Annotated in this window: 9 protein-coding genes; 4 read left to right on the forward strand and 5 right to left on the reverse strand. The window is 44.0% G+C overall.

Annotated features, from left to right (window positions below; genetic code table 11):
- Nucleotides 1-432 precede the first annotated feature (432 nt).
- Nucleotides 433-2,049, forward strand: coding sequence for a citramalate synthase (cimA, locus tag AACT52_RS21615; RefSeq protein WP_073633311.1), 1,617 nt, complete (start codon nucleotides 433-435; stop codon nucleotides 2,047-2,049).
- 275 nt (nucleotides 2,050-2,324) lie between these two features.
- On the opposite strand, the gene AACT52_RS21620 is transcribed toward cimA, so the two are convergent.
- Entirely contained in the window at nucleotides 2,325-2,558 is a 234-nt protein-coding gene (locus AACT52_RS21620) for a hypothetical protein (protein WP_073633312.1), read from the reverse strand.
- A gap of 160 nt (nucleotides 2,559-2,718) precedes the next feature.
- Here AACT52_RS21620 and AACT52_RS21625 point away from each other — a divergent pair, with 160 nt between their 5' ends.
- Nucleotides 2,719-4,866: an NAD(P)/FAD-dependent oxidoreductase gene (locus AACT52_RS21625; protein ID WP_073633313.1), complete on the forward strand. Its 2,148-nt coding sequence runs from the start codon at nucleotides 2,719-2,721 to the stop codon at nucleotides 4,864-4,866.
- A 49-nt stretch (nucleotides 4,867-4,915) separates the two neighbouring features.
- On the opposite strand, the gene AACT52_RS21630 is transcribed toward AACT52_RS21625, so the two are convergent.
- Nucleotides 4,916-6,349 (reverse strand): hypothetical protein, encoded by a 1,434-nt coding sequence (locus AACT52_RS21630; RefSeq protein ID WP_073633314.1) that lies wholly within the window; start codon nucleotides 6,347-6,349, stop codon nucleotides 4,916-4,918.
- 284 nt (nucleotides 6,350-6,633) lie between these two features.
- Between AACT52_RS21630 and AACT52_RS21635 the strand changes: the two genes are divergently transcribed.
- Nucleotides 6,634-6,816, forward strand: a complete 183-nt coding sequence (locus AACT52_RS21635; RefSeq protein ID WP_143172846.1) for a hypothetical protein — start codon at nucleotides 6,634-6,636, stop codon at nucleotides 6,814-6,816.
- A gap of 181 nt (nucleotides 6,817-6,997) precedes the next feature.
- Nucleotides 6,998-7,984 carry a KamA family radical SAM protein gene (locus AACT52_RS21640; RefSeq protein ID WP_198940974.1) on the forward strand — a complete coding sequence of 329 codons (987 nt, stop codon included), beginning with the start codon at nucleotides 6,998-7,000 and terminating at the stop codon, nucleotides 7,982-7,984.
- Between the two features lie 146 nt (nucleotides 7,985-8,130).
- Here AACT52_RS21640 and AACT52_RS21645 read toward each other — a convergent pair whose 3' ends face one another.
- The 3 genes from AACT52_RS21645 to AACT52_RS21655 all read right to left on the reverse strand — a co-directional run bounded on the left by AACT52_RS21645 (nucleotide 8,131) and on the right by AACT52_RS21655 (nucleotide 11,633).
- Nucleotides 8,131-9,633 carry an Ig-like domain-containing protein gene (locus AACT52_RS21645; protein WP_073633315.1) on the reverse strand — a complete coding sequence of 501 codons (1,503 nt, stop codon included), beginning with the start codon at nucleotides 9,631-9,633 and terminating at the stop codon, nucleotides 8,131-8,133.
- Between the two features lie 79 nt (nucleotides 9,634-9,712).
- The gene (locus AACT52_RS21650) at nucleotides 9,713-10,486 is read right to left on the reverse strand and encodes a TIGR03943 family putative permease subunit (protein WP_073633316.1); all 774 of its coding nucleotides are present in this window, start codon (nucleotides 10,484-10,486) and stop codon (nucleotides 9,713-9,715) included.
- A gap of 88 nt (nucleotides 10,487-10,574) precedes the next feature.
- Complete coding sequence (locus AACT52_RS21655; protein WP_073633317.1) at nucleotides 10,575-11,633, reverse strand: permease; 1,059 nt, start codon at nucleotides 11,631-11,633, stop codon at nucleotides 10,575-10,577.
- Nucleotides 11,634-12,606: the final 973 nt, after the last annotated feature.

Here is a 12,606-nt window from a genome sequence, read left to right on the forward strand (position 1 = left end):
TAACGTAGTAACCGAAGTTACTGAGTCTGGTCAACTAATCCTAAGGTTTGAGGCGCTTAAGCCCCCTCACCGTAGGGCAGGGGTGTTGACACTCTCTTGTGTTAGTTAGGGGATTCGCTCGGGAGTTCATCTTCCAAACTATCAAACGTCATAATACACCTTATCAGTTTCAAACCCCCCTACCAACCACTTATGACTACACCCGGGAACAACTGAGAAGTCGCTATTATAGAACCTCAGAAATCCCAACTGCATTCTATATTCTGCTTTTTGTTTCCTTTATCCGGCTCAGCACTCTTATTAAGTGAGCCTAAGGAACGGTAAAATCTTTTTTTAAGAACTAAACAAGTATCCTGTAGTACTTCCGTTTTGCCCTATCCTTAACCATACTTACACATTGCCTTGAAAATTGTCTCCAAGAGTTCTTATCTTATGACTGCAAATTCCTCACCCCAACTTTGGATCTATGACACGACGCTACGGGATGGCACTCAACGTGAAGGGTTATCAGTGTCCATAGAAGATAAGTTACGCATTGCTCGCAGGCTAGATCAACTTGGAATTCCCTTCATAGAAGGTGGTTGGCCTGGGGCAAATCCTAAGGATGTACAATTTTTCTGGCATCTCCAAGAAGAACCACTGACTCAAGCAGAGATTGTCGCCTTTTGCTATACCCGACGCCCTCAAAAAACAGCAGCAGATGATCCTATGTTGCCAGCAATTCTTGCTGCTGGTACCCGTTGGGTGACAATTGTTGGCAAGTCTTGGGATTTACATGTCACAGAAGGACTCAGGACAACTCTTGCAGAAAATTTGGCGATGATACAGGATACGATTGAGTATCTTCGCTCTCAAGGGCGTCGCATTATATACGATGCAGAACACTGGTTTGATGGCTACAAGCGAAATCCAGATTATGCTTTACAGACATTACACACAGCAATCTCTGCTGGTGCTGAATGGATAGTTCTTTGCGACACTAATGGCGGCGTTTTACCTCATGAAATTACTCAAATTGTCACAGATGTGGTCAACTCTACTCCTAGTGATATTCAGCTAGGAATTCACACTCATAACGATTCAGATACGGCAGTTGCCAACGCGTTAGCTGGTGTGATGGCAGGAGTGAAGATGGTTCAAGGTACGATTAACGGGTATGGTGAACGCTGCGGCAATGCCAATCTCTGTTCGTTGATTCCCAACTTACAACTGAAGTTGGGTTACAAGTGTATTGAAGATAACCGATTGTCTCAGCTGACAGAAACGAGCCGCTTCGTGAGCGAAGTTGTAAATCTTGCTCCTGACGAACATGCTCCGTTTGTGGGACGTTCGGCTTTTGCTCACAAAGGTGGTCTTCATGTATCGGCGGTGGAACGCAATCCTCTGACTTACGAACATATGCAACCGGAACAAGTCGGAAACCGTCGCCGGATCGTCATTTCTGAACAGTCTGGCATGAGTAATGTTTTAGCCAAGGCACGCACTTTTGGGATTGAACTCGATAAAAATAACCCCACAACAGGGCAAATCCTGCAACGTCTTAAAGTTTTAGAAAGCGAAGGATTTCAATTTGAGGCGGCGGAGGCAAGTTTTGAGCTGTTGATGCGCGAAGCTTTAGGAAGTCGCCAGCTTTTCTTTGAAATCAAAGGTTTCCAAGTCCATTGTGACTTGGTTGAGGGGAAAGAAACTTCTAACGCTCTTGCCACTGTAAAAGTCGCTGTCAACGGTAAGGATATTCTAGAAGCTGCCGAAGGAAACGGACCAGTTGCCGCTTTGGATGCGGCTTTACGCAAGGCTTTAATAAACTTCTATCCCCAAATGGCTCAGTTTGAGTTGACAGATTATAAAGTCCGGATTCTCAACGGACACACGGGGACAAGAGCGAAAACCCGGGTTTTGGTAGAGTCGGGTAACGGTCATCAACGCTGGACAACGGTTGGTGTTTCCACGAATATTTTGGAGGCGTCTTATCAAGCAGTGGTAGAAGGTTTGGAATATGGTCTTCTGTTGCACTCTCAAGCTGAAGCGGCTTTGAGTACTTCGAGTTGAAACTCATCCGCCAACTCGCGTACGAGGGCAAGGAGAATTCTCAACGTCTCCTCTGATTTATGCTGAGTGATGAGTTCTGATTTCTGAGTTCTCTGGTTATGAGTTCTTTCAAAAGTCCAATTGCCAATCCCAGACAATTTATTGAAACTCCCACACCACGAAGGTGATTGGCAATTTGGTTGAAGAATTCACTGTATGTTAGTTGTTGGTTGTTAGTTGTTTAATAACCACTTACCGCTCACTGCTCACTGCTCACTACTAGCTACTCGCTTTTCTTACGAGAAACTTTCCCATGCTTGAGCAACGAGTTGGCTCAGCCACCGTCTTTGTTGTAGGTCTAGCAGGCTATCGTCAGCTAGCAACTGGGCGGTTAACTCTTCTAAAGATTGACCCTGAGAACGAACAATTTTGATGACACCAGCGATCGCAGCAGCAACCAATTCTTCATCAATCGGCTCTTGTCTCAAGGCAACGATTTCTTGTGGACTGTCTGGAATGGGATAATTCATGGCGTACGTTTACAGAAACAAAGAATGAACAACAAATGTGAGAAAGTCTTAATATTTCTTTACTGAATTTTCATTCAACCGATAGGGCGGAGTTTACCATACTTTATTCCTTTGTTAAATCGGTCTTAATTTATAGATTTATCGGAGATTTTAGAAAAAAATGCAAGAGATTCTTTACCTGGAAATCCCTACTCCCGAGACAAGCGCTGTATGCAACTGGCTACATACTGATTTTGAACCAGGAATTGGAGAAAAAGTACTCACCCCGCAAGGCTTTCGCTTGAGAGTTTCTGATACTACAACTAGTACTGGGACTATTTCGGAAAAGCTACCAGTTGAACTTTCTGTCTTCATCTGGTCAGTGCAGCGAACGACGTACTTGAAAGCGTTCCGTTGGGCAGATAAACCCTTTCCTAAAGAGCAACAAATTCTTAAAAAGCTCACCACTGGGTTGAGAAGTCGCTTCCCCCATGAATACCCTGAACCTCCAACGCTTGATTTGTCTGAGCAATCAATTTTTGAGGCGCTTGCTCCCTACTACCCGCTGACTGTTAAATATTTTCAAAAAATGCCCAACGGCGAATATGACTTGAAGCGAGCCTACTGGTGGGAGCAAAGATGGCGCGAAGGTGTACGAAATCCCCAACAGCCGCGTCAAGTCGTGTTTTCCCATGTAGGGGGAGAAATCAATTCAAAATTCAAAATTCAAAATTCAAGCATTAGAGTCTCTTCCTCATCCTCCTCATCCTCCTCATCCTCGCCCCAATACGATCTCATCTACATTGGCGGGGCGCTTGGTGTTATCCATGCAGCAGTCATGGCAAAACTGGGCTATCGAGTGCTGCTGTTAGAACGATTGCCTTTTGGGCGAATGAACCGAGAATGGAATATTTCCCGCGATGAGATTCAAAGTTTACTCAATTTGGGTTTGGTGACGACTGCAGAAGTGGAATCGATTATTGCACGGGAGTATAAAGACGGATTTAATAAATTTTTTGATGCTAATAATCCCAGCAAGCTAAAAGCGCCTGTTTTACACACACCTACCGTGCTCAATGTGGCTTTAGATTCTGAGAAATGGTTGCAAATGTGTGGCCAAAAGCTGCGAGCCGCAGGTGGTGAAATCTGGGATCAGACAGAGTTCATGCAGGTAGATGTATATAATACACAAGTTGTTGTTACTGTCAAGGATTTAACCAGTCAAATACAGAAGCAAGTGAGTGGGCGACTGGTAGTTGATGCGATGGGAACCGCTTCACCGATTGCATGGCAATTGAATGGCAGTCGTGCCTTCGACAGTGTTTGTCCGACTGTGGGAGCAGTGATTGAGCGGGGATTTGAACCGGGAGTATGGGATTCTCAGTATGGCGATGTGCTATACAGTCATGGGGATATTTCGCGAGGAAGGCAGTTAATTTGGGAGTTGTTCCCTGGCGCAGATGAAGAATTGACGATTTATTTATTTCATTACCACCAAGTCAATCCCAAAAACCCCGGTTCCTTGCTGGAGATGTACGAGGACTTTTTCACGATTTTGCCTGAGTACCGCCGCTGCGATATGGATCAGCTGGTGTGGAAAAAGCCGACTTTTGGATATATACCGGGGCATTTTAGTGTGGGAAGTCGCGATCGCACTGTTGCTTTTGACCGCTTGATTGCGATCGGCGATGCAGCATCACTCCAGTCTCCCTTAGTTTTCACTGGCTTTGGTTCTTTGGTTCGCAACCTAGAACGCTTGACAACTCTTTTAGATACCGCGCTCAAACATGACTTGCTGAGTTTCCGCCATTTAAACCAAATTCGCGCCTTTCAAAATAATATTGCCGTCACTTGGATGTTTTCCAAAGGAATGATGGTTCCTACTGGGAAATTTATACCACCCCAGCGAATCAACTCTATGCTCAACAACTTTTTTGGGTTGTTGGCAGATGAACCTCTAGAGGTGGCAGATAATTTCATAAAAGATAGATTCGATTGGTTGACCTTTAATCGGCTAGCGCTCAAAGCAGCTTGGAACAATCCTACATTGCTACTGTGGATTTGGGAACTTGCAGGTGCTAAGGATTTACTCAGATGGACTGGCAACTATTTTGACTTCAGTCGCCATTCTCTTTTACGCACTTTGCTAAGTGGATGGTTCCCACGCTTTCTTCGGCAAATTGGTCCTTGGCTGGAACCCCGATATCCAGCATTGTGGTTACGGCTATTAGCGATTAGCTATGCTCTCACCACAGGCATTGCACGTCCCCAAAATTCAGTAGCTCAAGTTACATCGGAAACGACACTTCAAAAGCCAAAAGCCATTTAGTTCTTTGTCATTAGTCAAAAATTCTTAACTAATGACAAATGACTAATGACTAATGACTCTTTGGTCTAAAATTTGGTAGCTCCACAGCAGCCAAAGACTTTCGTCGCTTGGGCGCACGCTGCGGGTAAAGCACTGGGGAAGGAGAATTGGAGTTGGTATCGTAGTTGGTCGGCTCTTGAGAGTCAGTATTTTTTGACAATTCCACAGATGACAATTGGGATACCTGTATCCAATAGTCCTCAGTTTCCTCTGGAGAATCAATACTTAGTGATGTTTGAGCAGTTTCTGGTTCGCAAGCCTGGGGTATTACAGAAGTTTCCCAAATAGCTTCAGACGCCAAGGTACTGGCTGCATCTTTTTCAGCAGCAGGTTGTGGAGATGTGGACACAGGGTTGGCAACGAAAAACATTTGGATCACACCATCCAATTGCTCTTCTAAGCTTGTTGAACCCAAAGATGAAACTGTTTGAATTTCTGGTTCTGGTGTGTCAACTGGTTGCGTATGTGTAGGTGTTTCTTCTGCATCTGAGGTGTCCCAACTAGACGATGGATTAGGTGTGGAATGATCCCATTGGTGTGGAGGTGATGCGATCGTTTCCCCGCAAGGATTATCTACACTATCTGTAAAAGATTCAGCTTCAGCTTGAACTGACCAAGGTCGAATCGGTTGCGCTTGGGAAAAGAAAAAGCTAGAGTGCCTAGATGGTCTTGTTTGACTGCTGCCTATATGATTATTATCAAGCAAATCGTAGCCAGGAACTGGTGTCTCCAGACACTTTTCCAAAGCTGCTTTAAATTGTAGAGTCTGGCGTTGTTGTCGCATCAGCCTCGTCCGTAGCTCTCGACAAGAGTTTTCTGATTGCAATAGCTGGTGAGACTGTTCGTTGCACGTGGATGTCATCAGCGTACATTCCCGCTCTAATTGAGCAAGGCGTTGTTGGCTAATTTCTAGCTGCGCTTTGTAATTTTCAATCAAACTTTCCTGACGCTGAACCGTTTGCACAGCAGTTTCCAACTGTTGAAATAAGGAATTTACTTGCTCTTGAGCTGCAGTAAATTCCTGAGTTTGTTGGTTAAGCATCGACTCTGCTACACTTGAGCGCTTTTTCTGCCACTGCAAAGCCATCTCCGATTCAGTTAAGGTAGCTTTTAGCTCCTCTACTTTGTCATACAACTCATTATTGGCAGAACGTAATTCTTGATTCAACTCCAGCAATTTCTGGAACTCAGCGTCTATGAGTTGTTGTTTTTCGCTGTTAGGTTCTGCAACCCAGTCTTGCTGCAGTGCATCTTGTTCTGATACAATTTCGCTTTCGCACTGGTTGTTTTGTGTTGGTGCCAGTAGTGGCTGCTTAGCAACAGCAGTGCTTCCACTATTGTTAACTGAGTAGAATGGACAACTCACCTGCTCGGGTTGCAGCGAATACGTAGTTGTTAGGGGTTCAACAAAATCCCCATTGTTTGGGGTGTCAGTTTGATTCATCACTCTCTTCACCCACCAGCCTTAAATTACAAAGCAGAGACTGCGATAGCATGACATATAAATGCTGTCTCATTAAAACAGACTATCGAAGGCAAGTTTAGCTTCTTGTGTCATTAAGTCACTAAACATGAGCTAGTTATACCTTTTCCTCAGTGCTGCTTGCAAAAAAATACAGAATAAAAAAATACTCCCGTTTTTGATCAAGCAACATATGCCGTTGAATCGTCTCACCCTGTTTCTCTGTGCTAAACAGTTGTAGCAGTTTTCATTGAAAAAATACAACGATGACTTTGATAAGATATGTAATGCAGGCAGTATCTTTCACCAACCGAGCCCGTCATGGACGAGGATTGACCGAACCAATTCGGGCGACGCAAGCGGTGAATAGCCCCTGGGAGCCTAATTCTGGCACGGACTTCCGGATGCTTCCCATAAGGGAGGATTTATCTCTAAGCTTGATTGGTTAAGCGTTGGGTAATGCCAAGACATCCTGGATTAGGTGGGCGAGGGGACTAACTACGGGGAAAGCTGGTTCCTGGGATTATATCCATTTAAAAACCAGCATTCAAATATAAAGCCGTGCTTCTAGCACGGGGTTTCTACCCATAATTTTCGATGAGCCTATAAGGATATTACCATTAGGTGTAGATGCGGTATCACTACTCATCTTTAGTAGGGCTAGACTTTTCTGGGATTCAACACAAATATCCTGAGACAGTCCTCATTTTTCCCACAGCAGGTCAAACCTGTCATGCCTACTGTACATTCTGCTTCCGGTGGCCCCAGTTTGTGGGAATGGAGGGTATAAAATTTGCGACCCGTGAATCAGGAATCTTCCAAGATTATCTCCGCGAACACAAAGAGGTAACGGATGTTTTGATTACCGGAGGAGACCCTTTGACCATGAAAGCAAGGCATCTTTCTCTATATATCGAACCTCTTCTGGGTTCTGGCTTTGAACATATCCAGACGATTCGGATTGGAACTAAATCAGTAGCTTACTGGCCTTATCGGTTTGTTACTGATGAAGATGCTGATGATATCCTGCGTCTGTTTGAAAGGGTGACTCTTGCAGGTAAGCATCTCGCCATTATGGGGCATTATGACCACTGGAAAGAAATGGAAACCGAGATTGCTCAAGAGGCTATTAGACGCATCCGCTCAACAGGAGCGCAGATTCGCACCCAAGCACCGCTCATGCACCGGATTAATCACTCAAAAGAAGTGTGGATTCGGATGTGGCGGGAACAGGTTCGCTTAGGTTGCGTTCCCTACTATATGTTTATGGAACGAGACACAGGGGCAAAACAGTACTTTGAAGTTCCAATAATCCGGGCTTGGGAAATTTTTCAACAAGCGATTCAAAAGCTGTCTGGGTTAGCTCGAACTGTTAGGGATCCAGTTATGTCAGCCCTACCAGGTAAAGTCTTAGTGGATGGTGTTGCTGAGATTTTTGGGGAGAAGGTGTTTGTGCTTTCTTTCCTTCAAGGACGCAACCCTAACTGGTGTAAACGCCCCTTTTTTGCTCGATATGACGATAAAGCAAGCTGGTTAACTGAACATACTCCTGCATTGGGAGAACAAGAGTTTTTTTATGAGAAGCAGTTAAACGAAATTCTCCAAACGGAAACGTAGCCGATTGAGATTGAGGTCAGTAATTTGTAGGGTGGGCACTGCCTACCTATGTCAATACGGTTCGGTTAGCTTGTTTATCGCGCGAAGATCCCCCCCAACCCCCCTTAAAAAGGGGGGGGCTATTTTCCTTCTTTACCCCTTCTTGTTCACGGCAGCCAACGGGGATGAAATCCAACTAAGGGAAGTTGTTCTGGCTTAATCTCGTTTGCCGCAGCAGGGTCGGAGATGGGCAGCAGCGGCATTAACCACAGGCTACTGGTAGCTATTGTCTGTCCGTCATCAGTTGTTAACATATTTGCTTGTGATGAGCCGGTGGGGGTTGTCTGCGGTACAACTTGGTCAAATAACAACCCCAAACCATCAGGTGCTAAACTCATCTCCACATTCCGTTGGTCGGGGGGCAATACCAGCAGTGGTTTTTGTTGCCCACTTTTGAGGTCGATCGCCACTAAATATGGCTGTTCCTGATACAGTTCTCCTGGCAATAGCTGAGTTAACAAGCAATAAAGGGTGGGTGAGGCGGTATCAAACTGGCAGCTAATAATTGAGCCTTTCGTGCGTAGCATTTGTTTTTGCACGCCTTGGTTAGTCACCAAAAACAAATCTCGCGTGTAATCTGAATTAAACTTGACCATTGCCGCTTGCGAACCATCCTTAGAGAAAGCCTGCACTAAGCCAAACTGTGGTAAAAAATCTAGGGGTTTGCTGGTCTCTGCTTCCAGGGCTAATATTGCTGCACCTTGACCTTGGGCTACTGCGACAGCTTTACTATCCGGCGTAATGAGAAAGTCTCCCCCTGGTTGGCTTTTGAGACGTTTGAGGGTTGGTTTTTCTTGAGAATTTCCGTTGTTTACGGGCATAAACCACAGCCCAAAGTCGCCTGGATCATCTTTTTTGCCTCGTTGGACAACAAGAATTTGTCCATCAGGCGATAAGTCAAATTTCAGGTTTTGATATTCCTTGTTATCCAAAAGTAGGTCAACTCTACCTGGTGCTTCTGCTTGTTTTTCAGATTGTGCAGAAATACCGGTTGTGACAGTATAAAGCTGAGATGAAAGTAAGTCTTGGCTTCCGAGTTTGCGAGCAGAAAATAAAATTTTATCCCCATTTGGAAAGGGCTTAAAATCCATCACAAGTAAGTCTTGAGGCGTGAGTACCTTTTTTTGTTGTTCGGTGAGATTGTACAGAACTAATCGCCCCTTGTCTTGTTGATCTGCCCCAACGTAAAGAATGACGCGATCGCGTGTGCGAAAACTTCCTGTAAACGGTTGTATTTGTCTGTTTTTTCCTTCTTGTTCCGAAAATTTATCCTTGGCTGCCTGTAGCTGTACTTTGTACGTTGTTCCATAAGGGGCTGGTGTCAGGAGTGTGTAAACCATCCGCCGTCCTGCCCAACTCATTTTACCTGCTAAGGGCGGATCGATTTTTATGTTATCCTCTACGCTTTTTGAGTCCATTGGACGACTAAAGGTGAGGGTGAAGGATATATCATCTGCTCCAACTTCTTGGTTCTGCCAGCTAAAATGACGCACACTCGGCTTAACTGCATCACCCTGTAACATTAATAACCCAATCAGCAGACTGAGGATGAGCATCAGCCCTATAGCAATACGATCTAGTGGTTGGAAAAAAGTTTTACTAGTAGTCATTAGTCATTAGTTATTAGTCATTAGTTATTAGTCATTAGTCATTAGTCGATTTTGATGACTTTGGACTATCAACTCTTGACTAGTAAGAATATGGATTTTTCGGTTGGGGAATTTTTTTTAAGGAAGTTGCATCAATGGTCAGTTGGCGTTTATTTGCCAAATTTTCCGTCATCATTTGTCCTTCGATTTCCAGCCAGGTATCGGGTGGATATTGATCGCGAGTCTCTTTCAGTTTTACGGGTAATCCCGCAGGATAGGCATCTGCAGCGCAGCAAGTGATGACAAATCGTGCTAAGAATAAATATTCTTTTCCTAAATCCGGTGGGTGGATAACAAATCCTTGCACCTTGACTTTTTGTCCACTATATGCATCAGGTTCTGGATAGACGTTCAGCGTACGGACCCAATCTACGAGTGTTCGCTCTTCTGGACGAATGGAAGCCCGGAATGCTTGAGGTTGGGCGCGTGTTGCTCCTACTAAATCTGTCACACCTCGCGCAAGCGCTGTTTGGCTGGCAAAAACCTGGGGTGTAATTGTTAATCCTAGGATTGCTGCTGTTAAGAGTATTGCACTACCCCAACCTGGTGGAAAGAAACTCAGGTGCTGCACACTTGGAGTCACCTCACGCCGCTGCTGCAAAAGTTGCAGTGTCTTGAAGCCACCGACAATCAGCAAGCCAATGGCACCTGCAATTGCTAACCAAAAGTAATCGGGGTGAATTAACAAGTTGAGTTTGTTAGTTAGCCAGTACTTGAGGATTAAAATACCCCAAGCTGTGATTGCTAAAACATCCAGCCAAGACTGTAATTTATAATGACGAGTTTTAGATTTTGTTTTTGGTATTGAAGTCATTGGTGTTTAGTCATTAGTCATGAGTCATTTGTTATTTGTCATTTGTTATTAGCAACGAACAAATGACAAATGAAAAATAACTTCTTTTTTAAATGACATGTAAGTTAATGAAGAGGGTGAATAAAAATGTTAACTGTCCTGCTAAAACAAACAAGTAGACGACAGCCCTTGGTTTAAAAATTGATAACAATAAACCAATGCCTTTAATATCAATCATTGGTCCAAATACTAGAAAAGCTAACAAGGAACCACTGGTAAAAGTTGAAGCAAAAGAAAGGGCAAAAAATGAATCAACTGTAGAGCAAATTGACACCACTCCAGCTAATATCATCATGGCAGTGATTGAGCTAATTGGACCAGCGCCTAAACTGATGATAAATTCACGAGGGACTGATACTTGAATAGCAGCAGCGATCGCGCTTCCTATAACTAACACCGCCCCTAATTCCCGCAATTCTTGCACGCAATTATCTACCAGCAACCGCAGTTTATCTGCTAAGGGTTTACTGGGTTTAGAGGTTGCGATATTTGCTTGCACGGCATTAGCATCTATCCGCATCGTTTGACCTGCTTGCCCTCCTAGCAAATAAGTCCCAGACTGTAGTAAGGTGGGTACGGTTGCTTGCTGCTGTTGTACTAATTGATTTGTGGTGCGGCGTTTGCCTTGTGAGTTTGCAGGTGGGTTGAATTTCAGATAACGAGCGATCGCAGGTTCTACAATCGTTGCTAAGTCTTTTTGAAAACTAAAGACAAAGCCAACAATGACTGCAATCAATAGGGAAAATACAACTCGTAACACCACTATTTCTGGCTGATCGCGAAATGCCGTCCAAGTTGCCCAAATGACAATGGGGTTGACTGTCGGTGCTGCTAGCAAAAAGCCAATTGCTACTGGTATCGGTACTCCTTGCATCAGCAACCGCCGTGCTACTGGTACGTTACCGCATTCACAAACAGGAAATAAAAAGCCCACTAGGCTACCAGCTAATGCACCCAGCAAAGGATTTTTGGGCATTTTTTCCACCAGTTTGCGCTCATCGACAAAAAACAGTAGCAAACTAGAGAACAAAACCCCAAGCAACAAGAAAGGTATCGCCTCGACGAGCAGACTGAGAAAAAGGGTAAAACCATTGTTCAGTTGATTCATGTGTCTCGCTGATCAAAGCGCTGTTGAGTTTTTCGGTTGTGCCAAATCATTTTTTTCAAAATCGGTATGACCTACAGGTAGGAACAATGAAACAGCACTCAAGTCACAAGATTTTTTAATGCTAATTGTGACAGATGTCTGTTGCCAATCTTTAGTTGGGCATGATCCATTAGCAATAACCCGTTTCATCTAGCTGTATATACTTGCCTCCATGTACAAAAGATGAATTTTATTCCTAGTGCAGCGTGGCGGAAATAACAAGGGTAGTTAAGAACTAGTCAAAAGGCAGATATCACAAACATTATTTCCTTCGTTTAGCCTAGGGCTTTGCCCTACAGTTCCTGCTGCCTTCTGCCTTTAAGCACTAGATTGTTAAACTTAACAAATAGTTCCATTCTCGGAGTGTCAGCACTTAGGGTGCACAATCTACGGTTAGCTCACTAAATTCTGCTTGATATTATGTTATCTCTGACGCATTTTCATAAAGGGTTCACAGTTTTTAAACATTTGGGGATCGCTCTTGGTAACTAAGTATTATGAGATATTACTATTTTTGGCAACATCCCATATGACTATGGATAAATACTTACTACAAAAATTTTCGACCTGCAAGACCAAAATGGAACGAATTCGCTCTCGTAGTGAGGCTGAATTTATTTAAAAATCAACCCTACCCTAGGAGCAGAAGGCTCTGTGGACGACATACAGCACATTGTTCGTGCATAAAGTACAATGTTCTTGTCTAAAAGCCAGACATAGAGCAAATTTGACTTCTGGCTCAGGAATTGGTGCTGTATGCGTCCCAAGCAAAAGCGTTACAGTTTTCCAGCCAGCGTGGGATTAAATTTTAGCAAATCATCCATAGGATAGATACCTTTTAACACCATTATCTTGAAAAGACAAATCTGCTGCCGCTGATACACAGGGGTGGAATATCATCAAACATTGATAACATCATCCAAAAACGCAAAGA

The sequence above is a fragment of the Scytonema sp. HK-05 genome (assembly GCF_963872035.1).
Taxonomy (GTDB): Bacteria; Cyanobacteriota; Cyanobacteriia; order Cyanobacteriales; family Nostocaceae; genus Kalymmatonema.